The sequence below is a fragment of the Paractinoplanes ovalisporus genome (assembly GCF_016834655.1).
Classification (GTDB): Bacteria; Actinomycetota; Actinomycetes; order Mycobacteriales; family Micromonosporaceae; genus Actinoplanes; species Actinoplanes ovalisporus.
This window is the reverse complement of the sequence record NZ_JAENHP010000011.1, coordinates 299,471-326,199: the sequence shown is the minus strand read 5'-3', so window position 1 is coordinate 326,199 and position 26,729 is coordinate 299,471. Positions and strand designations below refer to the sequence as shown.

General features: G+C 71.5%; 21 protein-coding genes. 12 read left to right on the top strand and 9 right to left on the bottom strand.

The genetic code is table 11. The features are described 5' to 3' along the window. Positions 1 to 335 precede the first annotated feature (335 nt). Positions 336 to 1,202 carry a WD40 repeat domain-containing protein gene (locus JIG36_RS29890; RefSeq protein ID WP_203379708.1) on the top strand — a complete coding sequence of 289 codons (867 nt, stop codon included), beginning with the start codon at positions 336 to 338 and terminating at the stop codon, positions 1,200 to 1,202. A 181-nt stretch (positions 1,203 to 1,383) separates the two neighbouring features. Here JIG36_RS29890 and JIG36_RS29885 read toward each other — a convergent pair whose 3' ends face one another. Beyond that, positions 1,384 to 2,268 (bottom strand): alpha/beta hydrolase, encoded by an 885-nt coding sequence (locus JIG36_RS29885; protein ID WP_203379707.1) that lies wholly within the window; start codon positions 2,266 to 2,268, stop codon positions 1,384 to 1,386. Positions 2,269 to 2,512: 244 nt separating this feature from the next. On the opposite strand from JIG36_RS29885, the gene JIG36_RS54275 reads away from it, so the two are divergent. Then, positions 2,513 to 3,346, top strand: a complete 834-nt coding sequence (locus JIG36_RS54275; protein WP_203379706.1) for a helix-turn-helix domain-containing protein — start codon at positions 2,513 to 2,515, stop codon at positions 3,344 to 3,346. On the opposite strand, the gene JIG36_RS29875 is transcribed toward JIG36_RS54275, so the two are convergent. Further along, complete coding sequence (locus tag JIG36_RS29875; protein ID WP_203379705.1) at positions 3,314 to 5,875, bottom strand: 2Fe-2S iron-sulfur cluster-binding protein; 2,562 nt, start codon at positions 5,873 to 5,875, stop codon at positions 3,314 to 3,316. The genes JIG36_RS54275 and JIG36_RS29875 overlap by 33 nt on opposite strands. 786 nt (positions 5,876 to 6,661) lie before the next feature. Between JIG36_RS29875 and JIG36_RS29870 the strand changes: the two genes are divergently transcribed. Continuing rightward, positions 6,662 to 7,375, top strand: a complete 714-nt coding sequence (locus JIG36_RS29870) for an alpha/beta fold hydrolase (RefSeq protein ID WP_203379704.1) — start codon at positions 6,662 to 6,664, stop codon at positions 7,373 to 7,375. Positions 7,376 to 7,690: 315 nt separating this feature from the next. Here the strand turns inward: JIG36_RS29870 and JIG36_RS29865 are convergent, their stop codons facing one another. Both JIG36_RS29865 and JIG36_RS29860 read right to left on the bottom strand, forming a co-directional pair. Further along, positions 7,691 to 10,837, bottom strand: a complete 3,147-nt coding sequence (locus JIG36_RS29865; RefSeq protein ID WP_307872957.1) for an ATP-binding protein — start codon at positions 10,835 to 10,837, stop codon at positions 7,691 to 7,693. A gap of 62 nt (positions 10,838 to 10,899) precedes the next feature. Next, positions 10,900 to 12,471 carry an FAD-dependent oxidoreductase gene (locus tag JIG36_RS29860; RefSeq protein ID WP_203379703.1) on the bottom strand — a complete coding sequence of 524 codons (1,572 nt, stop codon included), beginning with the start codon at positions 12,469 to 12,471 and terminating at the stop codon, positions 10,900 to 10,902. Between the two features lie 130 nt (positions 12,472 to 12,601). Here JIG36_RS29860 and JIG36_RS29855 point away from each other — a divergent pair, with 130 nt between their 5' ends. After that, positions 12,602 to 14,161: a sensor histidine kinase gene (locus tag JIG36_RS29855; RefSeq protein ID WP_236048433.1), complete on the top strand. Its 1,560-nt coding sequence runs from the start codon at positions 12,602 to 12,604 to the stop codon at positions 14,159 to 14,161. Here JIG36_RS29855 and JIG36_RS29850 read toward each other — a convergent pair. Beyond that, on the bottom strand, positions 14,145 to 15,050 hold the full coding sequence (locus JIG36_RS29850) for a LysR family transcriptional regulator (protein ID WP_203379702.1): 906 nt from the start codon (positions 15,048 to 15,050) through the stop codon (positions 14,145 to 14,147). The two genes, JIG36_RS29855 and JIG36_RS29850, sit on opposite strands and share 17 nt — an antisense overlap. A 67-nt stretch (positions 15,051 to 15,117) precedes the next feature. Here JIG36_RS29850 and JIG36_RS29845 point away from each other — a divergent pair, with 67 nt between their 5' ends. After that, positions 15,118 to 15,276, top strand: coding sequence for a hypothetical protein (locus JIG36_RS29845; RefSeq protein ID WP_203379701.1), 159 nt, complete (start codon positions 15,118 to 15,120; stop codon positions 15,274 to 15,276). After that, on the top strand, positions 15,273 to 16,334 hold the full coding sequence (locus JIG36_RS29840) for a DUF3500 domain-containing protein (RefSeq protein ID WP_203379700.1): 1,062 nt from the start codon (positions 15,273 to 15,275) through the stop codon (positions 16,332 to 16,334). Before JIG36_RS29845 ends, JIG36_RS29840 begins: the two co-directional genes overlap by 4 nt. Here JIG36_RS29840 and JIG36_RS29835 read toward each other — a convergent pair. The 3 genes from JIG36_RS29835 to JIG36_RS29825 form a co-directional block, all read right to left on the bottom strand. Beyond that, entirely contained in the window at positions 16,306 to 17,625 is a 1,320-nt protein-coding gene (locus JIG36_RS29835) for a cytochrome P450 (protein ID WP_203379699.1), read from the bottom strand. The two genes, JIG36_RS29840 and JIG36_RS29835, sit on opposite strands and share 29 nt — an antisense overlap. A 23-nt stretch (positions 17,626 to 17,648) precedes the next feature. Next, the gene (locus JIG36_RS29830) at positions 17,649 to 17,822 is read right to left on the bottom strand and encodes a hypothetical protein (RefSeq protein ID WP_203379698.1); all 174 of its coding nucleotides are present in this window, start codon (positions 17,820 to 17,822) and stop codon (positions 17,649 to 17,651) included. A gap of 102 nt (positions 17,823 to 17,924) precedes the next feature. Continuing rightward, complete coding sequence (locus tag JIG36_RS29825) at positions 17,925 to 18,503, bottom strand: hypothetical protein (RefSeq protein WP_203379697.1); 579 nt, start codon at positions 18,501 to 18,503, stop codon at positions 17,925 to 17,927. Between the two features lie 182 nt (positions 18,504 to 18,685). On the opposite strand from JIG36_RS29825, the gene JIG36_RS29820 reads away from it, so the two are divergent. Next, complete coding sequence (locus JIG36_RS29820) at positions 18,686 to 19,642, top strand: glycoside hydrolase family 6 protein (RefSeq protein WP_203379696.1); 957 nt, start codon at positions 18,686 to 18,688, stop codon at positions 19,640 to 19,642. Positions 19,643 to 19,693: 51 nt separating this feature from the next. Here JIG36_RS29820 and JIG36_RS29815 read toward each other — a convergent pair whose 3' ends face one another. Next, positions 19,694 to 20,359, bottom strand: coding sequence for a hypothetical protein (locus JIG36_RS29815; RefSeq protein ID WP_203379695.1), 666 nt, complete (start codon positions 20,357 to 20,359; stop codon positions 19,694 to 19,696). Between the two features lie 300 nt (positions 20,360 to 20,659). On the opposite strand from JIG36_RS29815, the gene JIG36_RS29810 reads away from it, so the two are divergent. From JIG36_RS29810 to uidA, 5 genes are all read left to right on the top strand, one after another. Next, positions 20,660 to 21,682: a hypothetical protein gene (locus tag JIG36_RS29810; RefSeq protein WP_203379694.1), complete on the top strand. Its 1,023-nt coding sequence runs from the start codon at positions 20,660 to 20,662 to the stop codon at positions 21,680 to 21,682. Then, entirely contained in the window at positions 21,666 to 23,270 is a 1,605-nt protein-coding gene (locus tag JIG36_RS54270; RefSeq protein ID WP_203379693.1) for a GGDEF domain-containing protein, read from the top strand. The genes JIG36_RS29810 and JIG36_RS54270 overlap by 17 nt, the downstream gene beginning before the upstream one ends. Then, positions 23,267 to 23,818: a hypothetical protein gene (locus JIG36_RS29800; protein WP_203379692.1), complete on the top strand. Its 552-nt coding sequence runs from the start codon at positions 23,267 to 23,269 to the stop codon at positions 23,816 to 23,818. The genes JIG36_RS54270 and JIG36_RS29800 overlap by 4 nt, the downstream gene beginning before the upstream one ends. 37 nt (positions 23,819 to 23,855) lie before the next feature. Then, on the top strand, positions 23,856 to 24,914 hold the full coding sequence (locus tag JIG36_RS29795; RefSeq protein ID WP_203379691.1) for a substrate-binding domain-containing protein: 1,059 nt from the start codon (positions 23,856 to 23,858) through the stop codon (positions 24,912 to 24,914). A 75-nt stretch (positions 24,915 to 24,989) separates the two neighbouring features. Then, positions 24,990 to 26,729: a beta-glucuronidase gene (uidA, locus tag JIG36_RS29790; RefSeq protein WP_203379690.1), complete on the top strand. Its 1,740-nt coding sequence runs from the start codon at positions 24,990 to 24,992 to the stop codon at positions 26,727 to 26,729.

Genomic DNA, 26,729 nt, shown 5'->3' with positions numbered 1-26,729 from the left:
CACCTTGAGAGTGCCTTCCGTGACGGACGATTCTGATCCTAGACAAGTCAGATCATCCCAGATCAGAAGGCACTTTCGCGTTCCCGGACGCCGCCAGCAGCAGCCCTTACTGAACGCCCGAGGCTAGAAGGACTGTTGCCGATAGGGTGAAATGAAGGGCGTCAATTGTCAGGTCTTGCGCCCGGGTCCGCGGTGGACGATTATATCGATGCATCGAATTCCGAGGCTCTTGTCGGTGTCGGCCGATCGGGGCAACGCGTCCATTCGAAATCAGTGTCGATTTGTGCTGGGCGAAGCACGTCCATTCCGTCGGCTACAGGTGGGGAGCTGCGGCATTGGCTTTGTCCGTTCCCGGAACAATTGCGTTCCGATCAGACGCGCGCCGTCTCGCTCTCGGCGCGCTCAACGGAGACCTGACCCTCTGGGACACCACGAGTCCGGCCCGGCCACGCCGGTTCGGCCGCCTGCGTCAGGGCCGCAACATCGTCACGGCCACCTGGAACCCGGCCGCGTCCGACCTTCTGGCCACGGCCTCGACCGACGGCCTGGTGGTGATCTGGCGGCTCCCGGCCGATCAGCCCGCCGAACGCCTGGCCCAATGGGCGGGCCCGGCGCGGCGGCCGGCGCACGCGGGCTGGGCCGCCAACGGCCGGCACGTGTTCAGCGTGACCGCCGACGGCTACGCCACCGCATGGGAGGTGCAGCGCGGACGCCTGATCGGGCAGGCCGCCGTCACCGGTGGGCATCCGGTCGCAGGCGCGCACTGCCGGGGCCGCGAGATCGTGGTGGTCACGAGGAACGGCTGGGCCCGGGTCTGGGATCCGGGGCGCCCGCCCGAACCGTGGATCCGGCTCACCGACGCGCCTGTGAGCACGTGCACATGGTCGGACCGGTTTCTGCTGGTGGCGGGCGAGAAAGGGCACGTCGCGTTCTTCGACGCCGGATTCCGTGAGTTGCGCACCCTGCGGGTCGGCCGTTCCGGCCCCCGCGCGATTGCCTGCACGGACGACTATCTGGCCGCGCTGTTTCCCGGCGGCGTGACAATCGCGGTCGACATGCGCGGCGAGCTCATGTGGAAAACCGACTTCGGACTGCGGAATGGCGGCTCGATCGCGGTCGCCGAAGACCTGATCGCCGCCGGCGACTCGACCAGACCGCTAATCGGCCTCATAGCCACCGGCGCTTGCGTGGAGGCCGCCTGAGAAGGCATCGCCCGCGCGAAGGCCGTGTGAACATCCGGCGTGTGGAAGCCGCCCGCGACTCCGGACAGCGTCAGCCATGTGGAGACGGGCGCCGGGACCCTCCGGCTCGCGTGTCAGGGCCGCCTGGTTTTCGGGGCTGTGTCGGAGGAGTGGCCGACGGGCTGCACCACGGACGCGGGCGCTAGGCCAAGTGCTCGGTGAAGAACGTGGTGAGCTTGGCGACGGCCGGCGTCACGTGTTCGTCCCGGTCGTACATCGAGATGTGGGTTCCGCCCTCGACCACGAACAGTTCCTTGGGCTCGGCCGCCCTCCGGATGGCCTCGCGGCTCATGTAGGCCGTGTTCGCCTCGGAGCCGATGATCATCAGTAGGGGGCGGGGTGCGATGAGGTGGATCAGCGCGTACGAGTCGTACTGGACGAGCAGATCCACGCTGCGTACGGGCCAGGGCGGCACCGCCCGCGGGTGGAAGCCGCGCGGCGTGCGGTAGTACTCGTAAGTCTCCTCGTCCACGGCATCGGTGATCCATTCCTGGAGCACGACGCCCCCGCCCCGGGCTTCCGCCGTGCGGGCCGCCGTCGAGGCCTCGAGCATGGCGCGCAGCGTCTCGGGGGACTGGCCGCCGCCGAGGCCGTCGCGCATGACCGTGCCCATGTCGCTGCCGCTGACCGTGGCCACGGCCCGGATCCGCACATCGGTCTGGGCGGCGTACGGGACGTAACCGCCCGAGGCGCAGATGCCCAGCGCCCCGATCCGGCCCGGGTCGATCTCGTCGCGCGTGCTCAGGAAGCTCACCGCCGACTTGACGTCCTCGGCCCGCTGGAACGGGTTCTCCAGGCCGCGCGGTTCGCCCTCGCTCTCACCCTGGTAGGCGGCGTCGAACACGAGCGCGGCGAAGCCCTCGCGGGCCAGACGCTCGGCATAGATGCTGGCGGTCTGCTCCTTGACCCCGCCACCGGGATGGCCGACCACCACCGCGGCAAGCCGCTCGGTGGCGGGCGCGTCGGGCAGGAACAGGATCCCGGCGATCGTCAGGTTGCTGCTCGGAAACGTGACGTCGATCTTCATGCTCCGACCCTGACACGCATCGCACGCCGCGATAAGGGGACAGAACTGGCCCCCTCACCGGACCGGCGGCGGTGTCAGCGTTGGCATGCATCGCGCGGGACGGCCGGACCGGTGGTGGTGTCGGCCTGGGCGTGTCGCGTGCGGTGAGGGGCGGGCCGGTGGCGGTGGCACGCGTCGCGCGCGGCGGTGAGGGGGACGGGACTGGCCCCCTCAGGCGGCTGGTGGTGGTGTCAGACTTGGGCCCGTGAGCAGCGAACTTGGCAACTTTCTGCGGGCCCGGCGCCGGGAACTGAGCCCCGAGGCGGCGGGTCTGCCGGGTGATGGGCGGCGGCGCGTGCCGGGGCTGCGTCGTGAAGAGGTTGCGCTGCTGGCCTCGATCAGCCCGGACTATTACACCCGCATCGAGCAGGGGCGCCGGCGGGCGGCCGAGCCTGTGCTGGATGCCCTGGCCCGCGCGCTGCGGCTGGGGGAGGACGAGCGGGCCTACCTGTTCGAGCTCTCGGGCAAGGACGCCGGTCGGCCCCGTCGGCGGCCCGCGCAGAAGGTTCAGCCGCAGCTGCGGCGCCTGCTCGACGACCTCTCGAACACCCCGGCCCTCGTGCTCGGGCGCTGCACCGACATCCTGGCCTGGAATCCGCTCGCCGCCGCGGTGTTCACCGACTTCGGGCGGGTTCCGGCGCGGGAGCGCAACTTCGTGCGGCTGGTCTTTCTCGAACCGGCCGTGCGGTCTATGTATGTGGACTGGGACTACATGGCCCGCGCCTGCGTGGCCCAGCTGCGGCTGGAGGCCTCGCGCGACCCGGAGAGCCCGAGGATGGCCATGCTGGTGGGTGAACTGTCGGTCCGCGATCCGGATTTCCGGCGCTGGTGGGGTGACCACCGGGTGGCCGTGCGGACCGCGGGCACCAAGAACCTGAACCATCCGGTGGCGGGCCTGCTCGAGCTCGACTGGTCGACGCTGACCGACGCCGCCGACCCCGACCAGCAACTGATCGCCCTCACCGCGGCCCCGGGCAGCCCCGCCGACCGGGGTTTGCGGCTGCTGTCAGGGGGCGATGGTCAGGTCCTCGGTGGGTAGGGTCTGGCACGCCAGCCGCCAGCCCTCGGCCAGCTCGGCCTCCGAGAACATGCCCCGGGTGTCGGTCTCGTAGGCGCCGGAGAGCACCCGCACCCGGCAGGTGCCGCAGGCGCCCTCCCCACACGACTGCGGCAGGTCGATGCCGGCCGTGTTGCCCGCGTCCAGCACCGACTGGCCGGGATGACAGGGGAAGGCCGAACCGTCGGGCAGCCCGATGGTGTATTCCGTGACACCGGTGGCAGCCGCGGCCAGGGCGATGGCGTGCGCCCGTTCCCGGCGGGTCTCGCGGCTGCGGCCCGAGACGAAGGCCTCGGTGTGGATGGCCGCGCGCGGCACCCCGAGCGCGGTCAGGTGGCCGATCACGTCCTGCATCATCGGGGCCGGGCCGCACAGGTGCACGCGGGCGGCGCCCACGGCGTACGGGCGAAGGGTTTCCAAGCCGATGCGGCCCTGCCGGCCGGTGACGACGATCGCCACGTCCAGCCCGGGCAGGCGCTCGCGCAGTTGCTCGATCTCGGGCCCGAACGCGACCTCCTCGTCGGTGCGGAAGCTGGCCAGCAGGGTGACCGGCCCGGTGTGGCCCGCGTCGGCGGCCGCGGTCAGCACGCTCATCAGCGGCGTGATGCCGACCCCGCCGCCGATCAGCAGCAGGGGACCCGGCCCGGAATCCGGCGCCCACGTGAACTCGCCGTGCGGGCCGCTGACGCGCAGCGCCAGCCCGGCCCGGATCTCCCTGTGCAGAAAGCTCGAACCGAGCCCGTCCGGTTCGTGCTTCACCGCGATGTCCACATAGGAGGAACCGGGACCGCTGCAGATCGAGTAGGAGCGTTCGATCGGCTCGACGGCGACCGGCACGTCCACCTTCAGGTACTGCCCGGCCACGAACGTGAACGGCATGACACCGGTGTCCAGCGGCGTGAGACGGATCCGCCGGATGTTCGGGGTCAGCGCCTCCACGGAAGTGACCCGCAGATAGCCCTGCCACGGCGTGCCCGGGTCGCGAGCCGGGACGGCGCCACGGACCGTCCGCCACATGGCACCGGTCTGCCGCGGCGACAACACGGTGTTGGCCGCCATCAGGCCGCCGGCGAGCGCGCCCACTACACCGGGACCCCACGCGTCCTGTCCCGCCACGAACAGACCCTTGACCGGCGTACGGCAGGAGGCCCGCGCCGACCGCAACCGTTGCGGTGTCGCGGAAAGGCCGTAGAACGAGCCGAGCACGCTGTGCTGGAAGGTCTCGAAGGAAAGTGGCGTGGCGAGTTCGGCGAACGCGATCCGGTCGCGGAACCCGGGCCACTGCCGGTCCAGCCGCGCGATGAGCTTCTCGGTCAGGTCGGCCTTGAGCTTGCGGTAGCTGTCCGGCCGCTCCTCCTCAGGCGTGCCCCGCCACTGGTCGACCACCTTGGGGTCGACCAGTTCCAGCGCCTCCACGGTGTGGAAGCGGGCGGCCGGATTGTTGAGCGACGCGAACGAGACGTACAGCGTGCCCTCGCCCGGCGCACGGTGAAAACCTTCGTGGTCGTCCAGATCGGGCATGAACCAGTGGTTCTCGCCGCGCACCCCGAACTCGGCCGGCGAGCCGTCCATCCCGAGGAACAGCATCATGGCCGACGGTTCCTCGGGCAGACCGGCCAGATCGCCGCTTCTTCCGATCAGCCCGTACGTGTTGCGCACACCGGCCGCCGAGACGACCGTGCCGGTTCGCACGTGGTACCGGCGCCCGGTGGCGGTGTCCGACACGTCGAGCCCGGTCACCCGTCCGCGCTCAACCACGATGTCGTCGACCCGCTGCCGCGGGCGCAGTTCCACGCCGTACGGGGAAAGGCTCTCCAGCACGATGCGGCCGAGCTCTTTGGGGCCGCCGACGGGATGCGCGGTTCCGCCCATGAAGAAGGTCAGGGGCACCGAGGCGTGGCTGCCGAAGGCGCTCGTCGCAGGCGGGGTGCCGTACAGGCCCCAGCGCGCGGCCAGGATCGCCCGTAGCCGTGGATCGCGGAAGCTGCGCAAGACCTGCTCCCGCACCGAGCGATAGGTCGACGGGAAAAGACTCTGGACGATCGGGAAGCCCATTGCCCGTACGGCGGGAGGGAAGGACGCGAGCACATTGCGTGCGGCCAGACCGGTCATCGCCCGGCGCGTGGTGCGCAGGAAGTTGTCGACCGCGCCCACCTCGCCGGGGAACTGCTGGGCCAGGCGGTCCCGGAACTGTTCCCGCCCGGCGGGCACGGCGAAGTCGTACCCCGGGAAGTGCAGCACGTCGTAGTCGTCCGGCAGCGGCTGAAGCTGCACCCGCCCGTCCGTCATGTATTCGAGGAACGGGCCGGCGTCGGCGCTCATGTAGTGCAGCCCGGTGCCGAACTGGAACCGGCCCGCCCGGGAGAACTCGTGGGTCATCCCGCCCAGCGTGTAGTGCTGTTCGAGAACGAGCACCCGCCTTCCACCGAACTGCGCGATCGTGCGGGCCGCGGCCAGGCCACCCATGCCCGACCCGATCACGACGACATCGGCCTGCTCGTGCTCGACCATCCAACGACTCCCGGTTGTCCCGACCTGTGCGGGCTCAGGGTGGCCGGAACGACTTGACGCCGACGGAACGAACACTGCACGGGGCCGCCGGCCAGGTCCATTGCCCGTCCAGTGCCCGCCCGTAGCTTCGGCCCGGACAGCCAAACGAGCATTCGGACAGCCAAACGAGCATTCGGACAGCCAAACGAGCATTCGGACAGCCAAACGAGCATTCGGACAGCGAGACGAGTACGCAGGACGGCGAAACGAGCATTCGGACAGCGAGACGAGTACGCAGGACGGCGAAACGAGCATTTGGACAGCGAGACGAGTACGCAGGACGGCGAAACGAGCATTTGGACAGCGAGACGAGCACGCGGGACGGCGAAACGCGCATCTGGACAGCGAAACGCGCGTCCGGGACGGCGAAACGCGCATCCGGACAGCAAAGCGAGCAACCGTGCAGCCAAACGAGCGTTCGGACCGCGAAGCGAGCAACCGTGCAGCCAAACGAGCGTTCGGACAGCAAACCGAGCAACCGCGCAGCCAAACGAACGTTCGGATAGCGAAGCGAGCATCTGGGCGGCGAGACGAGCGTTCGGACAGCGAAGCGAGCAACCGTGCAGCCAAACGACCGTTTGGACAGCGAAGCGAGCATCTGGGCGGCGAGACGAGCGTTCGGACAGCGAAGCGAGCAACCGTGCAGCCAACGAGCATTTGGACCGCGAAGCGAGCATCCGGGTGGCGAGGCGAGCACCGGACGGCGACACGAGCAATCGGACAGCGAAACGAACGAAAGGCTGGGACATGGAACTGACCAAACCGACGATCGTGCTGGTGCACGGCGCGTTTGCTGACGGCAGCGGGTTTACCGAAGTCGCCCGGCGGCTGGTGGCGGACGGTTTTCCGGTGGTTGCGGCGGCGAACCCGTTGCGGGGGCTCAGCTCCGACGCGGAGCAGGTGGGGGCGCTGCTCGACAGCATTGAGGGGCCGGTCGTGCTGGTTGGTCACTCGTATGGCGGGGCCGTGATTTCCTCGGCGGCCAGCGGCCGGCCTGGCGTGAGAGCGCTGGTCTATCTGGCTGCGTTCGTGCCGGACGCCGGGGAGAGCGCGCAGTCGCTGGTCGAGAAGTTCCCGGGCAGCACGGTGGGGGAGAGCTTGAAGCCGGTGCCACTGCCCGGCGGGCAGGTCGACCTCTACATCGACCCGCGGGTGTTCCACGCCCACTTCGCGGCCGATGTGCCCGCCGAAGAGGCCGCGCTGTTCGCGATCACCCAGCGGCCCGCCTCGGGGGTTGCGCTGGGCGAACCCGCCTCGGTTCCGCCGGCCTGGCAGACGATCCCGAGCTGGAACCTGATCAGCGGCGCCGACCTGATCATCCCGCCCGCCGCGCAGGAGTTCATGGCCAAGCGCTCGGCCGCGACGGTCGAGGTGGTCGAGGGCGCCTCGCACCTGGTCTTCGTTTCACACCCGGACAGGACGGTGGCCTTCATGGAGACGGCGGCCGCGGCTGTCGCCTGAGCCGAAGTCGCGCGGTGAACGAGATTGAAGCGCGATTGGTACTACCTGTGGCGGACGAGATTGAGGCGGTCCTCAGCCGCGCCATGCATCCTCGCGCGGCGGTTTGAAGCGGGCAGTGTGCGGCAGGCGGCGCGGGCGGATGACGTGGGCAGCGTGCGGCGAGTGGAGGCGGACAGCGCGCGGACCGGACAGCGGGTGATGCGGGCGGCGCATGGCCGGGTTGAGTGGGCGGCGCGCGGCGGGTGGAGCGGACAGCCGCGGCCGGTGGAGTGGGCGGCGCGCGGCGGGTGAAGTGGGCGGCGTCGCGGTCGGGATTCAGGCTCCCGGCTCGTCCTGCGCGCGGCGGACGAACAAGTAGGCGCCCCGCTCGGCTGACAACGCGCGCGCCCGCTGCAGCATGGCCCGCACCTCGCCGGGCGGCTCGCCGCGAGCGCGCATCAACCGGGCCCGCAGCACCAGCAACAAGCCCTCGGCGTAGCGCTGGCCGTAGCGGGCCAGGAACCCGTCGGCCCGGTCGAGGGCCGCGCCCGCCTCGTCGAGGCGTCCGGCCGCCAGCCACATCTCGGCCAGCAACGCCGACCAGGTGGCCAGGCCCGAGCGCGGCGGGTCGAGCAGAGCGGCGTCGATGATCTGGCGGGCCTCGGCCGCGGCGTCGGGGTCGCCGGTGGTGACGGCTCGGGCCCAGCACTGCGCCAGACGCTGGTAGCTGCCGAGGAAGACGAACGAGAACTCGGGATCCTGGGCTATGCCTCGGGCGGCCGCGCGCAACGCCCACTCGGGATCGTCGGCCAAGGCCCCGACCGTGACCGAGAAGGCCGACCAGACGGTGATCGCGTACGGGTCGTCGCCGGCCTCGGTCTCCAGTTTGTCGAGAAGGGTGCGGGCCGCCGCGACGTCGCCGTGCAGGGCGGTCATCAGGCCCAGCATCACCGGTGACAGCATCTGCAGGTCGTGGCGCAGCGGGGCCTGCTCCCGGCCGGCCGGGTCGGCCGGGATCGCCGGATTGGACAGGCTCAGATAGCGGTAGGCCTCCCCGATGTTCCCGACGTCCCACTGGTGGATGCCCCACGCGTGCCGGCCGTAGGCGCGCACGATCGGGTCACTCGACGCCTCGCCCGTCTCGAGCAGCCGCCGCGCCAGGCGGCCGGCCCGGTCGAGCTGGATGCCCTGCGAGTGGGCGGCCCAGCGGGAGAACAGGAAGTCGGCCGCCTCGCGTTCCCGGCCCAGTTCACGGGCCAGGTGTTCGGCCCGTTCGAGCAGGTCCAGGGCCGAGCCGACGTAGCCCGCGCGCATCCCGTCGACCGCGATGAACAGCGACAGCGCCGACAGTTCGAGGTCGGCCAGGCGCGCCGCCCGGGCCACCTGTGCGGCCAGTCGCAGATGACGCGCGGCCGCCTCCAGCGCCGACTTGGCACCGGCGCATCGGCCCGCGCGGACCAGCGCCTGGGCCGTGCGGGCCTGGTCGGCGAGCGGTCCGGCCGCCCAGAGGTGGTGGGCCAGGCGTTCGACGATCGGGTCGTCGTCCACCGCCGTACGTTCCAGCGCCTCGGCCACCCGCAGGTGCAGCCCGGGCACCCGTGGCGTCGACGTCGTGAACGCCACCGACTCGCGGACCAGGTCGTGCGCGAACCGGAACGAGAACGGGTCGTCGCGGCGGGGCTCGAACAACCCCAGCGCTTCGAGGGGTTCGAGCTGGTCGAGGCAGCTCTGCACCTCGAGCCCGGCCGCGTTCGCGAGCAGGCCCAGATCGACGTCACGGCCGATCAGGGCGGCCATCTGCAGCAGGCCCCGGGCGTCGTCGTCGAGGCCGGACACCCGGTCCCGTACGACGTCACGCACGGTCGACGGCACTCCGGCCCGGGCCGCGGCGTCCTCGGTCAGCTCGCCGTCGGCCAGCAACCGGGACAGCTCGCGGACGAAGAACGCGTTCCCGCCCGTACGGGCATGGATGCTGCGTGCCGCAGCGGCACTGGGCGCCCGACCGGTCTCGCGGCGCACCAGCTCGGCCACCTCGGCCGGACCGAACGCCCCGAGCCGGACCCGCCGGTGCCCGGGCTGACGGCTCACGGCGGCCAGCGTGTGCGCCACCTCGGCCCGGGGCACGGGCGCCCGGTCGCGCAACGCGCCGATCACCGCGGTGCCCACCGGCAGCCGGGCCGCCAGGTGCCGCAACAGGTCGAGGGAGGCGACGTCGGCCCACTGGATGTCGTCGATGACCAGCACCACCGGCCGCCGCGACGACGCTTGGGCGACGAGCGCGACCGCCTGCTCGAACAACCGGAACTGGGCGCCGCTGTCGGGCAGCACCGGCGTGCCCGGGACCCCGGACGGCGATCCGACCAGCCGGCCCAGCTCGCCGTTCTGCCACGGCTCACGGTCCGGGCCGGGCAAGGTCTCGATCAGCGCGCCGATCACCTGCACCCACGGCCACATCGACGGGGCGCCGGCCCCCTCCAGACAGCGGCCCCACACCACGGACGCGCCGCGTCGACGCGCTTCGATGCCGGTCTCCTCCAGCAGCCGGGTCTTGCCGGCGCCGGGCTCGCCCTCGACGATCACCAGGCTGGAACCGTTGGCGAGCGCGGCCTCCACCGCCTGGCGCAGCACCGTCAGCTCCTCGGCCCGGCCCACCAGACGTTCGGCGGGGGCGGGCTCCGGCCGTACGGGAAAATCGCTCTTCACCGCGGTGGCCGGCCGGGTCAGCACCCGCTGGTGGGCCGCGATGAGGGCCGGCCCCGGATCGATGCCCAGCTCGTCGGCCAGGCGGGCCCGCACGGCCTGGAACACCGACAGCGCCTTCGCTTGCTGACCGGCCGCGCCCAGCGCGACGACCAGCCGCGCCTGCACGTTCTCGTCCAGCGGGGACATCGTGGCGGCCCGATTCAGAGCCGGCAGCACCACGCCGGGCCGGCCCTGCGCGACGGCCAGGTCGGCCGCGGCCACACACGCGTCGGCGAACTCTCCGTTGAGCGCGTCGAAGATGGCCGTAGCGGCGGCGCCCGGCGCGAGACCGTCCGCGGCGGGCCCATACCAGAGGCCCAGCGCCCTTTCGTATGAATCGAGGGCTTCCGGCCGCCCGGCGTGGGCCCGGCCCGCGGCGACCAGCTCGCGGAACGTGACCACGTCGACCATGCCGGGCGCGGGCGTGAACAGATAACCGTTGCCGCGGCGCTGCAGGAACGATCCCGGGCCCCGGACCGGCAGCTCCGGCTCGAGCAGCCGGCGCAGCGCACCCACGTATTTCTGCAGGATGTTCAGCGCCGAGGCGGGGGCGTCCTCACCCCAGATCAGGTCGATCAGCTCACTGGTGCTGACCGGGCGGCCGGCCCGCACGAGCAGCAGCGCCAGCAGGAAGGCCTGCTGACGGGGACCGGGGTCGAGCTCGACGCCGTCGCGCATGAGCCGCAGCGGCCCCAGAACCTGCAGGCTCAGACCCGCGCCGGCCGCCGGAGACGTCGCCACCTGCCTGCCCCCACCTCGCACCGGCGGATCCGGTGCGACGTGGCTGACTGTAGAGGAACAGGTCAGGCGGTCGCCAGCACCGCGTGGACGGACGAGACCGCGGCCGCCCCCTCGCCGACCGCCGTGGCGACCCGCTTGGTCGAGCCCGACCGCAGGTCGCCGACCGCGAACACCCGCGGCACGCTGGTCTGATAGGCCGTGGTGACGACAAAACCGTGCTCGTCGCGGTCCACACCGGTCAGCCAGCCCGAGGCCGGGTCGGCGCCGATGAAGCAGAACAGCGCCCGGCAGTCGAGCCGGCGCCGGTCGCCGTCCCGCTCGACGACGAGCGCCTCCAGGGCCGGGCCGCCGTCGAGCTCGCGGACGGTGGTGCGGTCGTGCAGGCAGATCCCGGGGTGTTTGCGGATGCGCTCGGTCAGGTAGGCCGACATCCCGGCCTCGAGGTCGGCGCCGCGGATGATCAGGTCCACGGTCGCGCCGTGGCCGGCCAGCGACAGGGCGGCCTGCCCGGCCGAGTTGGCGCCCCCGATCACGGCGACCGGCTGGTTCTCGCACGCCCGGACGTCCAGTTCGGTTGCCGCATAACGGATGCCGCCCGACTTCTCGAACTCGGCCCAGCGGGGCACGTCGAGGCGCCGGTAGTGGGCGCCGGTGGCAGCGATGACGGACCCGGCCTCGATCCGGGTGCCGTCGGCCAGCAGCACGGCCGGACCGGCCGGGTCGAGACCTGAGACCGGGCAGGGGGAGTGGATCCGTACGCCGAACTTGAGCGCCTGCGCCATCGCCAGGCGCATCAGGCTCTCGCCGCTGATGCCCTGCGGAAACCCCAGGTAGTTCTCGATCCGCGCACTCTTGGCGGCCTGCCCGCCGAGCCCGCTGCGGTCCAGCAGCACCGTCTCCAGGCCCTCGGACGCGCCGTAGACGGCGGCGGCCAGCCCGGCCGGCCCGGCGCCCACGACGACCAGGTCGGGACGGCGGGGGCCGGGACGGTAGGTCAGACCCAGCTTGTCGGCCACCGTCCCGGGGGTCGCGTGGCGCAGGACAAATCCGTTGACCACCGCCGCCGGAAGGTCGTCGGCGCCGAGCCCGGACGAGAGGAGCAGCGCCGCCCCGGACGGCGAACCGGCGTCGTGCCAGGCGTGCGGCAGATAGAGCTGGGTCACGTACGTCCGCAGCCTGATCGTCTCGGCGGCGTCGGGCCGGCCCACGATCTGCAACGCGCTTCCGGCCGCGCCCCGGATCACGTCGCGCCGCACCCGGAACGCCTCCAGCAGCACGTCCCCGAGGTCGGCGTGCTCGGCGACAGCCCGCCGCAGCGTCGCCGGCACGATGCGCACGACCGTGCCCGCGGCGACCACCCGGGCCGTCAGATAGACGTGCTGGCCGGTGAGCAGGTTGAGCTCGCCCAGGAAGTCGCCCGGCCGGCCCCGGTAGATCAGCCGTTCCGCCTCGAGCACCGTCGCGTCCCGCACGATGTCCACAGTGGCCGTGCCGAGCAGGAAGAAGTCGTACGCCTCGTCGCCCGAGGTGTAGAGCAGCTGCCCCGCCTCGACCTGCTCGGTCTCCCCATAGCCGGCCAGCCGCCGGAACTGCTCGTCACCCAGGACCGGCCCGCTGGGCACCTCGTCGCTCACGCTGAAGATCCTGGCCGAGGCCACTGAACGGCCACTGGACCGCCACGGAAGGGCGTCACCCGGACGAGTGGGGCGAAAGCCGTACGCCATACTGCCCGTCGACCGATCGCGCCCACCCCGAGGACCCCCGATGACAATGGACAGATTCCGCGTGCGGTCCTGGACGATCCGCCGCCGCGTGGTGCTGCTGTTCACCGTGGCCGGGCTGCTGCTGGCCGGCATCGGTGCGTTCGCCGCCATCACCGCGGCCGACAGCAACCGGAACCTCGACGTGCTGCTCGACAAGACCGGCCCGATGCGCGTCGCCGGTCAGGAGCTCTACTCGGCCTACCTCGACCAGGAGACCGGCGTCCGCGGGTTCGCGCTGAGCGGCTCGGCCAAGAACCTCCAGCCGTACGAGCGGGGGGTGGCCGCCGAACAGAAGCTCCTCGCGCGGATCGAGGAGCTGAACGCCGACGGCGGCCGGGACGACATCCGCGCCGACCTCGACCAGGTGCGGCAGCTGGCCCAGCAGTGGCGCTCCGACGTGGCCGATCCGGTCATCGCGGCCGGGTCGACCGGCACCGGCTCGGCGGCCGGGCTGGACGAGGCGGCCAACGACACCCGCTTCAACGCGCTGCGGGCCTCGGTCGACCAGCTCCAGGCCGACATTCTGGCGCTGCGCAACGAGGCGGCGGGCGCGGCCCGGCGTACGGCGTCGGTGCTGGCCGCCTTGGAGGTCGCCGCCGCCGTCATCCTCGTCGTGGTCGGCGGGCTCATGCTCCTGCTGCTGGACCGGCTGGTCAGCCGCCCGATCGCCGACCTCGCCGGGCAGGTGCGCCGGGTGGCCGACGGCGACTACGAGCGGCACATCGACGCCGCCGGCTCGCCCGAGCTGGCCAGCCTGGCCGGGGACGTGGACGGCATGCGCCGGCGCATCGCGGCCGAGCTGTCCGAGGTGCGCGAGGCCCGTACGCAGGTGGAGTCGGCCAACCAGCAGCTCGAACTCAAGGCCGAGGAGCTGAGCCGGTCGAACCGCGACCTCGAGCAGTTCGCCTACGTGGCCTCGCACGACCTGCAGGAGCCGCTGCGCAAGGTGGCCAGCTTCTGCCAGTTGCTGCAGCGCCGGTACGCCGGCCAGATGGACGAACGGGCCGACCAGTACATCGCGTTCGCGGTCGACGGCGCCCAGCGCATGCAGCGCCTCATCAACGACCTGCTCGCGTTCTCCCGCGTCGGCCGGATCACGACCGGGTTCACGAAGGTGCCGCTCGACCGGGTGCTGACCGAGGTGAGGTCACAGCTGGAGCCGCGGGCCGGCGAGGACGCCTCGATCACCTGGACCGAGCTGCCGGTCGTGGAGGGCGAGGAGCCGTTGCTGACGACGCTGTTCGTCAACCTGATCGGCAACTCGCTGAAGTTCCGGCGTCCCGGCGTGCCGCCGATGGTGCGGGTCAGCGCCGTCCGCGAGGGCGACGAGTGGCGGATCAACGTGCGGGACAACGGAATCGGCATCGAGGCCGAGTTCGCCGACAAGGTCTTCGTCATCTTCCAGCGGCTGCACCCGCGCGAGGCGTACGACGGAACCGGCATCGGACTGGCCATCGGCAAGAAGATCGTCGAATACCACGGTGGCCGGATCTGGCTCGACCTCGACGTCGAGGAGGGCACCTCGCTCTGGCTGACGATGCCGGTCATCGACCCGACGTGAGCTCCCGCGCCGCCGCGCGGACCATCGTGCGCAGCCAGACGTGCGCCGGGTCGCTCTCCAGGCGGGCGTGCCAGATCATCCCGTACGCGAAGGCGTCGAACTCCTCGGGCGCCTCGACCACCCGCAGCCGCGGATCGACCGCCTGGACCTCGGTCAGCCGGCGCGGGACGGTCGCCACGAGCGAGGTGCCCGGCAACGCCACGAAGCTGGCGCTGAAGTGCGTGACCCGCAGCGCGGCGACCCGGCTGTGGCCGTTGTTCTGCAGCCAGCGCTCGATCAGCGGCTGCTCCTGCGACAGCGGCGTGACCACCACATGCCGGGCCGCGACATAGTCCGTCAAGGAGAATCGTTCCCGGGCCGGGTGTGCACGGTCGACCACGCACACCACGTCGTCGGTGAACAGCTGTTCCCAGCGCAGGGGCGCCGCCGGGACGACCGGGGACAGCGCCAGGTCGGCGCGGCCGCGCTCGAGATCGGCGTAGCTGTCCCGGTCGCGCTGGTCGACGCGGATCTCGAGATGCGGGGCGGCCGTCGCCAGGCGGGGCAACAGGTGCGGCCCGAGGGTTGTGGTCGTGTAGTCGGTGCCGACGATCCGCAGGACGCCCGTCGTCACGGCCGGGTCGAAACCGCGGCCGGCCACCAGGTTCTCCATGCGCGGCAGCAGATGCGCGAGCTCCCGCTGGACCTCCCGGGCGCGCGGGGTCAGCTCGTAGCCACCGCCGGAGCGCACCATCAGCTCGTCGCCGAACTGCGTGCGCAGCCGTTGCAGGGTGCGGCTCATCGACGACTGGCTCAGGTGGAAGCGGACCGCGGCGCGGGAGACGTTGCGCTCCTCGAGAAGCACGGCCAGGACACGCAGTTCCTGCAACAACCCGAGATCACTATGCACCACACGCATAGTATGCAACCGCTTCCCGCGTTGGTGGACCGCCGGGCGGCCGGGCATCTTCGGTGCCATGTTCCGACACCTGAACTCGATGTTCCTCAGCGCGGCGGCTCTGCTCGTGTCGGCCGGGGTGCTCGTGGCCTCCGTGCCGGCCACCGGGACGCGCGTGATGTCCGAGACCCTCAACCCTTGCCCGTACGCGGCCGTCGTCGTCACGGACCCGCGATGAGCGGGCGTTCGACGGCCGCCACCGTGCTGCTCGCCCTCGGGTTGGCCGCGTGCACGACCGAACGGGATCCGGCGGCGCCCCCACCGGCCTCGAGCGCGGTTCCGGTGCCTTCGCCGTCGCGGAGCGGCCAGGCCGGCACCGCCGACATCATGGCCGCCGCCGAAGCATTCCTCGGCACCCTGGAGGGCGGCGAACGCGACGACGTCCTGTTCGACCGGGACGACCGGGAGCAACGGCAGCGCTGGTCCAACCTGCCGCATCAGGTCTTCGACCGGCGCGGCCTGATGATCGGCGACCTCGACCAGGCCGAGGTCGACGCGTTCCTCACGGTCATGCGGGCCACGCTCAGCACCGAGGGCTTCGACCGCGTGATGGCTCAATGGGCGGCCGACGACGCCCTGGCCGCCGCCGACGGCCGCGCCAACCTCGGCCGCCCGAACTACTGGGTCGCGATCATCGGGGAGCCGTCGGCCACCGAGGGCTGGCAGTGGCAGTTCGGCGGCCACCACGTGACGGTCAACGCCACCATCAGCGGCGACTCCGTCTCGCTGACGCCGAGTTTCCTGGGTGTGCAGCCGGCGACCTACGAATCGGGCGGGCGGACCGTACGGCCGCTCGGCGACATCATCGACCAGGCGTTCACCCTCGTCGGGTCATTGCAGGGCGGCGCCCGGCAGCGGGCCGTGCTGGGCGATACGCCGATCGACCTCGAACTCGGCGCGGGACAGGACTGCCGGAGCATCGCACCGGTGGGGCTGCCCGGCTCGGCCATGAACGCCGCTCAACGGGCCGCCTTCCTCGATCTGATCGGCGAGTACGGCGGTCTGGGCGCCGAGCGGTTCGCCGCCGGGCGGCTCGCGCAACTCGAGGCGGAGCTGCCGGACACCTGGTTCGCCTGGCACGGGCCGACCACGCCGGGGAGCGCGGCCTACTTCCGGGTCACCGGGCCGCACGTGGTCATCGAATACTCGCCGCAGGCCATGGGCGGGGATCCGGCCGAGCACATCCACGGGGTCTATCGCGACCCGGTCAACGACTATGGCGGGACGGTGTGCTGAGCGGGCGGCCCTCGGCCCGTACGCGGAAACGCTTGCCGGGGTTGGGACCGGGGGTGGCGGTGACGCGCAGCGGGCGGCCGGGACGGGCCGCGGTGACGGTCAGCCGCTGCACCAGCAAGGCCATCGTGGCCACGGCCAGCACCTCGGTCATGCCGGCGCCCAGGCAGGTGTGGCTGCCGACCGAGAACGGGGCGTAGACCGAGGCCTTGCGGGCGGCCGCGAAATCGCGGTCGATGTCGAAGCGGGCCGGGTCGGGAAAGTGTTCCGGCAGCTGGTGGGGGACCGAGGTGGCGACCAGCACCCGGCGGCCCTCCTCGACCCGGAAACCCTCGAAGTCAAAGGCCCGGGTCACCGTACGGGCGGAGCCGGGCGCGGGTGGATACACGCGAAGCGTCTCCAGCACGAGGCCATGCAGCGCGGGCATGTGGCGCAGGCGGTCGAAGGTGAGCGGTTCGGAGCCGGCCTCGGCGGTCACCCGTTGCCGCACGCCGGGGTTCGCCAGCAGGGCGTGCAGCATGAAGCTGTAGAGGTAGGCCAGCGTGTTGATGCCGGCGAAGTAGCCCTGCAGGGCCATCCCGGCCCGCACGTCCAGCGGGTAGGGGTCGCCGTTCTCGTCGACCGCGGCGAGGGCCCTGTCGAGCAGGTCGGGAGTGCAGCCGGTGGGATGGGCGGCGCGTTCGGCGAGGGCGTCGCGGGCGAACGCCAGGATCTCGGCCCGGGCCCGCTTGTAGGCGGGCCGTTGGAGCACGAGGGGTGGCCACTTGCCGGCGATCGTGACGTCCAGGACCAGTTCGAACGCCCAGCGCAGGGTTTCGAAACGGGCGGCCGAGCTGGCCCCGGTCAGGGCGACCGAGAGCTGGGCGGCGGCGAGGCGCTGGAAGCCGTCGACCACCGGCAGCTCGCGGCGCTGCGCCCAGCTGTCGAACGTGCGGGTGGTCTCGGCGACGACCTCGTCCCAGCGGGCCGCCAGCAGGTCGCGTGACAGGCCGGTCGCGAGGACCTTGCGCAGGTGGCGGTGGGGGCGGCCGCGCAGCACGTGGACCCGCATGCCGAACTCGCGGTTGAGCCCGCCGAAGCTCTCCTCGCTGGAGAACACCTCGTCGCCGCGCTCGAGCAGGAACCGGTTGGCCCGCTCGCCCGCCATGATGACGAACGCCTGGTTGAGGGCCTTGACCCGGTAGACCGGGCCCATCTCGCGATAGGTGTCCACGAAGAACTGCTGGACGTCACCCATCATCCGAAGAGCATTTCCCAGTACGGGGATGCCGGGCGCGGCCGGAGGCAAGGTCATTCGTAAATTCTGGACCGTCGGTCTCAGCCGAGCCAGGTCAGCGAATCGAACCGGGTACGGTCGTCCGCGGTGATGCCCGGAGAGACACGGTCGCGGGCGCCGGGGCGCTCATCGGGACCGCGGCCGATGACGTCCATCCCGGCCGGGGTCACCAGCGACCGCTCGAAGCGGGTCGCAGCCGCCGCCCCGAGAGCCACATCGGGAAGGTCGTCGCCAGCACCCGCCACTGCCCGGGCAGAGTCGCGCGCAGGGTTTGTCCATCGAGCATGGTTCGCTTCTACGGGCCGCCGCCACCAAGGTCAAGTGTTGTGGGCCTCCCAGGTGAAGGTGGCGGTGGCCGAGGAGCCGTCCGAACTGTCGGGGACGGTGGGCTCGACGGTGACCGTGAAGCGGTAGGTGCGGCTGGTGCCGGTGGGCCAGGAGGAGAGGGCCGAGGGGAAACCGCCGGCGTACGTGGTGGGAAACGTACTGACGCTGGTGTCCCAGATCGTGGCCGGGCTGCCGAAGCCCGCGCACCCGAACGAGCCGGTGCTGCTCTCCTCGACCCGCACGCGCAAATAGTCGAGGAGGCCGGTGCCGCTCGGGCCGGTGGTGTCGCTGGTGGCCGAGGCGAAGAGCCGGACGGTGGCGGGCAGGCTGCCGGTGTACGAGACCTGGACGCAGTTGACGACGGAGGCGTTGGGCTTGAGGCCGCCCGTCGAGAACAGGGCGCTGCCCGAGTCGTCGTCGGAGAGCACGACCGAGCCCGCGACCAGGGTGTTGCCGCTGTTGGCGGTGGTGCCGGTGAAGGCCGCCCAGGTCGAGCCGGCGACGGTCACCACGGCCGCCACCAGGGCCGCGACGATCGTCAGGCGGCTCGCCCTGCGTGTCAGCCGCACGGCGCATGCCTCCGAGACCGTCGACGTCAGCGGTTCCTACTTGTCGTTTCGGTCGGGCGGCCTGGTTCGTGAGCCCGTTTCGGTTCCGTACGGTTGTGATCGAAAGTGAACGGATTGTTCCGTGAACGTCCGCGGTGGTCGTTCATGTGTGGTAACTCGTTCTTAACACGGGAGTTACAGCCATGAACCGTCCCCTGAAAGTCCTCCTGGCCGCGACCCTCATCGCGGTCACCACCGTCCTCGTGCCGGCCGGCACCGCCTCGGCCGCGCCGCTCGACTCGACCAACGGGTTCCTCGTCGACCCCGACTCGGTGCCCAACACGTGGGTCGCGCAGCACCCCACCGACTCGCGGGCCGCCACCATCAAGGCGCAGATCGGCGACTACCCGATCGCGAAGTGGTTCACCAGCTCGTCCGGCCCGACCATCGGCACCGCCGTCGGGGGCTATGTGGGCCGAGGCGCCAACGCGGGCAAGCTGCCGATCCTGGTCGCCTACAACCTGCCCGGGCGTGACGCGTGCGGCGGCCACTCCTCGGGCGGGGCGGCCTCCGACGCGGCCTACCGTACGTGGATCTCGGCGTTCGCCAGCGCGATCGGCACCCGGCCGGCGGTCGTCGTCATCGAGCCGGACGCCTTCGGTGACTACTCGTGCATGACCAGCGCCCAGATCTCGGCCCGCAACGCGTTGCTCAACTTCGCGGTCGACCAGTTCGCCACCCGCGCCACCAACACGTGGGCCTATCTCGACGCCGGGAACGCCGGCTGGGTCGCCGCCGGTCAGATGGCGACCTATCTGCGCAACGCCGGGGTGGCCCGGATCCGGGGGTTCGCGGTCAACGTGGCGAACTACTACACGACGGCGCAGTCGATCACCTATGCCAACGCGGTCAACGCCTCGCTGGGCGGGGCCAAGCCGTTCGTGATCGACACCAGCCGCAACGGCAACGGGCACAACGGGCAGTGGTGCAACCCGCCCGGGCGCAAGCTGGGCACCCGGCCGCAGGTCGGTGGCGGGGCCGAGATGCTGCTCTGGATCAAGACGGTCGGCACCTCGGACGGGCTCTGCGGGATCGCGCCGACCGTGCCGGCCGGGACCTTCAGCCCCGACCTGGCGATGCGCCTGATCAGCGGGACCTGAGACGCGCGAAGGCCCCGGCGGAGTCTCCCGCCGGGGCCTTTGTTGCACCTGCTACTTCTGGGCTTCCCACACGACGTTGAACTGGACGGCGTCGCCCTGGGCCGCGTTGTCCGCCCCGGTGTTCAGCGTGTAGATGAATTTGAAGACCCGCCACTGGCCCGCGGTCACGGTTCCCCATGGGGTCGCCGTCGCCAGGCCGTTGGTGAAGTTCGTGTTGTCCTTGATCAGGTCATGCACGCTTGTCGCTGCTACCACGTTGCTGAACGTGCCGACGCTGCCGGGGACACCCGGGTCGCAGTTGTTGCCGGGGTCCGACCCGAGGTTGGTGTTGTTGACCTGGATCTGCATCGTGCTGTCGTCGTCCATGCGGGACGTGTAGTCGTCGGCCCACGGATCGAGGTTGCCGGCTTCGGTGTTCCGCTCCAGCGCACCGGTGAAATACATCTTGATGGTCGGCGTGGCCAGCGAACCGTTGTAGCGCACGCCGAGGCAGACCGTGCGCGACTGGCCCGGGGCCAGCGCGGCGTCCGAGCTGGCGAACATCGCCGTGGCCGAGCTGTTGACGATGGTGACCGTGCCGGCGCCGACCGTGTTGGCGTTGTTCGGGGCCTGGCTGCTGAACGCGGCGTTCGAGGACTGCCACACGACGGCCGAGCAGGCCATGATGCCGACCAGGATGGCGATTCCGCCGCGGCGGCGACGCTTGTTCTCCGACACTCTCGAACTCCTTCTGCCCGGCTCACGAGAGGGGATTCTCGTGTTGTCGGCCATCCGTGGCCTGCCGGGGTGTCATTTCGGTTGCGTCTGCGGACCACGACAGGATTCCGGCGGTTGCAGAACGGTTGCGCCTTCCCGGGTCCGCGGGGGCGTTTGCCACGCCGCTGGCTTGTCCGGACGCGGTGGAAGCGGCATGTGGCGAGTGGCCGTCGTCATTCGTCCGCCGGAGCCGCGAATCCTCAACTCGGTGCGTGCCGGGACCGATAGCCACTCGTCCAGCGTGTCGAGGGGAGGTGTGGCGTGGCCGATCTGTTGCTGTCCGATGCCGCTCCCTCGCGCCACACCGTTCCCGCGTTGCTGACCGTCGGCGCGGCCGGGGTGCTGTTCCTGGGCGCGTTCGGTTCTCCCGCCACGGACACCTCCGACCAGCTGGCCCGGGTCTCGCTCGCGGCCGGCGGCAGCACGCCCGCGCTGTTCGACGCGCGGCAACTGGTGCCCGGACACGAGGTCAGCGGCTGCCTGACCATCACCGGCAAAGGCAGCGAGCGCGAGGTCCGGCTGGCCGCTACCGAGCTCAGCGGCTCGCTCGTCAACGGGCTGAAGCTGCGGGTCGAGGTCGGCACCGGTGAGTGTGCCGTGTTCACCGGGCAGACCGTCTATGACGGGACCCTGACCGGGCTGGCCGCCGACGGGCCGACCGGCGTCGCCACGGGCTGGGCGCCGCGCACCGGCGAGTCGCGCACCTACCGGCTGACCGTCGAGGTGGCCGACGACAACAGCCTCCAGCACACGACGGGCGGCGCGACCTTCACATGGTTGCGCGCCCCGGCCCCGACCACTTCCCCGACGACCTCGCCGACCGTTTCTCCGGCCCCGAGCAAGACGCCGAACCGGTCCACTACACCGACCCCGAGCGCCTCGCCGTCCGTGGTGCCGTCCACGCCGGTCGCCTCCCCGTCCGCGTCCCCGTCCGTGGTGCCGTCCACGCCGACGGCTTCCCCGGACGACTTCACGGAGGACTCGGAGCCGACGACCAGGCCGACCGCGGCGCCGCCCGGCCCCGGCCCCACCCATCCGGACAAGCCGTCCGGCGCCGGCTGGTCGACGATCCTGGCCCAGGTCACCGATACGGCCTTCCGGCTGCTCATGGCCACAGCCGGCCACCCCTGGTACCTGGCGATCTCGCTCAGCGCGATGTGGCTGTTCCTGTTCATCGCCGACCGCCGTGAGAAACGCGATCCGAAACTGTCGCTCGCTCCCGTGCTGCGTGACCCCTACCTGACATTCCCCCGGAACGAGGACCACCGTGCCGACATGGAATAGGCGCCCGAAGCACGGGCAGATCAAACCGGGCGAGCTCGTCCCGGTCGCCGACCGCATCCGCTGGGTGCTGGGCTGGCGGGCCATCCTGGGCGTCGCCGTGCTGGTCGTCTGGTGGTTCAGCGACCAGGCCCACGGCACCGACCGCGCCTGGATCGGCTGGGCGGTCGCCTGGCCCGTCGTCACCACGCTGTCGCTGCTGGCCTCCCGGGCCGGTCGCCGCGTGGCCCGCAGCGCCCTGACCCTGTCGCTGCTGGGCGACGGCGTCCTGCTCGGCACCGCGAACTGGGCGATGCCCGACCAGCACGACGCCATGGGCTTCCTGATCTTCCTGCACGCGATGGCCGTCACGTTGCTGGCCTCCTTCCGTACGGGAGTCCGGATCGCCATCTGGCACTGCGTGATCACCGTGCTGTTCGTCGACGCCATCAACCTGGGCATGCTCGCTGACACCAGCCCCAACGTCTCGGGCGCCACGCTCTGGCTCCAGTTCGCCGCGCTGTGGCTGGCCGTGCTCAGCACCGCCGCGTTCGCCGCCAAGAACGAGCGGGAGCTGCGGCGCCGCCGCCACGACGCCGACCTGCTGCGCCAGTTCGGCCTAGGCGTGACCTCGGCGCCCGACCCGGCCTCGGTCGCGGCCGCGCTGGCCGAGTTCGGCTACGCCGAGCTGCCGGCCCACCGCGTCGTGGTGGTGGCCCACGTCGGCGGCGCCACCGAGCACGACGAGCCGCAGCGCCTCGGCGCCACCATCGAGAACGGCCGGCTCACGGTCCTGAACCGGCTCGGCCCGGACAGCGAACCGGGCCGGCACTCGGTGATCCGGCGCGCCATCGCCTCCGGCCCCCAGCTGGTGCGCGGTGTCGACCCGCGGACCGATCCGTGGCTGGCTGGGATGCTGCCGGGCGCCCGCAACGTCGTCGTCCTGCCGTTCGCCGTCGACCAGATCGCCGGTGCCATGGTCGTCGAGGTACGCCGCCGGCGCCTGGAGCGCCGGGTCGTGGAGACGGCGTTGCAGGCCGCGATGCACGCCTCGGTGGCGATGGACCGCATCCTGCTGACCGAGCACATCCGCCGTACGGCCGAGACCGACGCGCTGACCCGGGTCGCCAACCGCAAGCGGTTCGACGAGGCGTTCGCCGTCGAGCTGGGCCGCTCGGCCGCCGAGGGCACCGACCTGGCGCTGACGCTGGTCGACATCGACCACTTCAAGAAGCTCAACGACACGTTCGGCCACCTCACCGGCGACGAGGTGTTGCGCCTGGTCGCCACCGTCATCCGCGAGGCCGTGGACACGACGGACCTGGTCGCGCGGTACGGCGGCGAGGAGTTCGCGGTCATCATGCCGGGCCGCGACGCCGTGGCCGCCCTGGCCGTGGCCGAGCGGATCCGGCTGCGCATCGGCGCTCTCGAGACGGTCACGGCGGTCTCGGCCAGCCTTGGCGTGGCGACCTGCCCGGCCCACGGCACCGACGCGGCCGGCCTGATCAACTCGGCCGACGCCGCGCTCTACGAGTCCAAGCGCAACGGCCGCGACCAGGTCACCTTCGCGAGCGCCGAGCCCGACCGGGAGCCGTCGGAGATGGCCCGGTGAGGCGGCGGCGCCGGTTGGCGGCGCTCGTGGGTCTGGTGGCCGTCACCGGCGTCGTCATGCAGGCCAGCCACGCCGCGTTCTCCGAGACCGTGGTCAGCCCCGGCAACAGCTGGGCCACCGGCGCCGTGTCGCTGACCCACAACTCCGTCGGTCAGGCGCTGTTCTCGGACACCGACATGGTCCCGGGCACCGGCCCGGCCAAGTGCATCGAGGTCACCTACCGGGGCGACGTCGACGCCGAGGTCCGGTTCTACCTGGCCGGCGTCGACGATCAGGACGAGCCGATCGCCTCGCTTCTGCGGCTGCGCATCGAACTCGGCTCCAGATCCTCCTGCGCCGACCCGGGCACGTGGACGACGCTCAGCGACGCCACCCTCCGGACGACCGCGGCCGCCTCGGACTTCGCCACCGGCCTGCGACCTGGCGTGTGGTATCCGACGGCGGGGGAGACCCGGCCGTACCGGTTGACGCTCACGCTGGCCGACGACAACGCCGCCCAGGGCAATCGGGCCGACTTCGCGCTCACCTGGGAGGCGCACAGCCGGTGATGTTGTTGACCGGCCGTCGCGGGCGCATCATCGTCGGATGACCACGCCGGTCCACGTCCTCAACGCGCAGCGGCGCGAGCGGCTGCTGGCCGAGCTGCACAAGCACGGCGCCGTGCGGGTGGCCGAGCTCGCCACGCTGTTCCAGGTCAGCCCGGTCACCGTGCGCCGTGACATCACCGTGCTGGCCCGCGAGAAGCGCCTGGTGCGCGTGCACGGCGGCGCCCTGGTGCTGCCCGACACGGCCCGCCGGCCCCAGCCGGCCGACCGGCTGAGCCTCGGCATGATCGTGCCCAGCCTCGACTTCTTCTGGCCCCAGGTCATCACCGGCGCCCGCACGGCCGCCGCCATGCTCGGGGCCGACCTCCGGTTGCGCGGCTCCGGTTACGACCCGGGCGAGGACCGCCGTCAGATGGCCCGGCTGCTCGAGGCCGAGAAGGTCGACGGGCTGCTGGTCGCCCCCGACGTGCGCGACGACCTGACCGCGATCAGCGCGCTGCCGATCCCGTGTGTGCTGGTCGAGCGGGCGGCCCCGGTCTGGGGGCCCGACTCGCGCCCGCTGGAGTCGGTGCGCAACGACCACGACGCGGGTGTGGAGATCGCGCTGCGGCATCTGTCCGGCCAGGGCCACCGCCGCATCGGCCTGGTCGTCACCCCGATCAGCCCCAACGCCGAGCTGATCGAGCAGGGCTTCGTCCACGGTTGCCGGGCCATGGGCCTCGACGGCGAGCTGATCGTGCGGGACACGCTGCGCGCCGACCCCGGCCGGGCCCGCGACGTGCTGAACTCGTGCCGGGTCACCGGAACCACGGCGCTGCTGGTGCACAGCGACCCCGACGCGATCGCGCTGGCCCGCCAGGCCGCGTCCGAGGGCGTCGAGGTGCCGCGGGAGCTGGCCCTGGTCTCGTACGACGACGAAGTGGCCCACCAGGGTGAGCCGCCGCTGACCGCGGTGCGCCCGGCCAAGGGCCAGATCGGCCGGATGGCGGTCGAGATGCTGGTCTCGCGGCTCACCGAGGGCGACCGGCGCCCGGCCAACCGGTTGCAGCTCGTGCCGGGCCTGATCGTGCGGCAGTCGTCGCTGACTCCGCACCGGTGATCGTTTCTGATCGTTTCGGACCAGTGCTGACCGGCTCGTAGCGACGACAGGCAACACGCCCTTAATACAGTGGTCATGCTTCGACCACGAGACAGCCGTACCCGGGACCGCCGCAGCCTCAACGGGCTCTGGCGCTTCTCCCTCGACCGTGCCGGGCTGGACGACGGCGGCGAGATGGCCGTGCCCGCCAGCTACAACGACATCGGCGCGGACCCCGCCCGGCGCGACCACATCGGCGAGGCCTGGTACGCCACCACCGCGCGGGTTCCGGCCGGGTGGGCCGGGCAGCGGGTGGCCCTGCACTTCGAGTCGGCCACCCACCGGGCCCGGGTCTGGGTCAACGGGGTCGAGGTGGTCACGCACGAGGGTGGCTACACGCCGTTCGAGGCCGACCTGACCGGCGTCGCCGAACCGGGGGAGCAGGTCGAGATCCTGGTCGCCGTCGACAACACCCTGACGTTCCAGAGCATCCCGCCCGGTGTGGTCGAGATGACGCCGGCCGGGCCACGCCAGCGCACCTGGCACGACTTCTTCAACTACGCGGGCATCCACCGTACGGTGTGGCTCTGCTCGACACCGCGCGCGCATCTGACCGGCCTGCGGGTCGAGACCGGCATCGACGACACGACCGGTGTGGTGCGGTGGTCGGCGACCGCGGAGGGCGCCGACGGGTGCACGACGCGGGCGGTGCTGCGCGACCGGGACGGAATCGTCGTAGCCGAGGGTGAGGGCGCGTTGACCGTGCCCGGCGCGACGTTCTGGGCGCCCGGGCACGGCTACCTCTACGAGCTCGAAGTGCAACTGGTCGACGGCGGCGGCGCGGTCGTGGACGAATATCGGCAGAGCGTCGGCATCCGCACGGTCACGGTCAGCGGCAACCGGCTGCTCGTCAACGGCGAGCCGTTCCACTTCACCGGCTTCGGCAAGCACGAGGACGCGGCCGTGTCGGGCAAGGGCCACAACGACGCGTACATGCTCAACGATTTTGAACTGATGGACTGGATCGGCGCGAACTCACTGCGCACCTCCCATTATCCGTACGCGGAAGATGTTCTGGATTACGCCGACCGCCACGGCATCGTGGTCATCGCCGAGGTCGCCGCCGTGGGGATCAACCTGGGGCTGGGCGAGGGCGTGTTCGGGGCGCCCGGCTACACCACGTACGGACCGGACACCGTCAACGAGCGCACCCGCGACACCCACGCGCAGGCCGTCCGCGAGCTGATCGAACGTGACCGCAACCATCCGAGCGTCGTGATCTGGTCGCTCGCCAACGAGCCCGAGAGCGACAGCGAGGCCGCCGAGGCGTACTTCCGCCCGCTGTTCGACCTCGCCCGCGAACTCGACCCGACCCGGCCGCTCAGCTTCGCCAACGTCGCCCAGGCCACGCCGGGCCGGTGCCGGGTCAGCCAGTTCGCCGACGTGCTCATGCTCAACCGCTACTTCGGCTGGTACGTCATGCCGGGCGACCTGGCCGCGGCCGAGCTCGCCTGGCAGGCCGAGCTGGACGAGTGGTCCCGGGACGGCAAGCCGATCATCATCACCGAGTACGGCGCGGACACGTACCCGGGCCTGCACTCCCTGGCCATCGAGCCGTGGAGCGAGGAGTACCAGGTCGCCTATCTGGAGATGAACCACCGCGTCTTCGACCGGACCGACGCCGTTATCGGTGAGCACGTCTGGAACTTCGCCGACTTCGCGACCACGCCGGGAATCATGCGGGTCGGCGGCAACCGCAAGGGTGTGTTCACCCGCGACCGGCAACCCAAGAACGCGGCGTTCGTGTTGCGCCGCCGCTGGCGTAAGGAGGCCTGA

Coding starts and splice junctions, on each gene's coding strand:
- JIG36_RS29885 (WP_203379707.1), bottom strand. CDS start 2,268: ATGAAGATCGACGTCACGTTTCCGAGCAGCAACCTGACGATCGCCGGG.
- JIG36_RS29875 (WP_203379705.1), bottom strand. CDS start 5,875: ATGGTCGAGCACGAGCAGGCCGATGTCGTCGTGATCGGGTCGGGCATG.
- JIG36_RS29870 (WP_203379704.1), top strand. CDS start 6,662: ATGGAACTGACCAAACCGACGATCGTGCTGGTGCACGGCGCGTTTGCT.
- JIG36_RS29855 (WP_236048433.1), top strand. CDS start 12,602: ATGACAATGGACAGATTCCGCGTGCGGTCCTGGACGATCCGCCGCCGC.
- JIG36_RS29845 (WP_203379701.1), top strand. CDS start 15,118: ATGTTCCGACACCTGAACTCGATGTTCCTCAGCGCGGCGGCTCTGCTC.
- JIG36_RS29840 (WP_203379700.1), top strand. CDS start 15,273: ATGAGCGGGCGTTCGACGGCCGCCACCGTGCTGCTCGCCCTCGGGTTG.
- JIG36_RS29835 (WP_203379699.1), bottom strand. CDS start 17,625: ATGACCTTGCCTCCGGCCGCGCCCGGCATCCCCGTACTGGGAAATGCT.
- JIG36_RS29820 (WP_203379696.1), top strand. CDS start 18,686: ATGAACCGTCCCCTGAAAGTCCTCCTGGCCGCGACCCTCATCGCGGTC.
- JIG36_RS29795 (WP_203379691.1), top strand. CDS start 23,856: ATGACCACGCCGGTCCACGTCCTCAACGCGCAGCGGCGCGAGCGGCTG.
- uidA (WP_203379690.1), top strand. CDS start 24,990: ATGCTTCGACCACGAGACAGCCGTACCCGGGACCGCCGCAGCCTCAAC.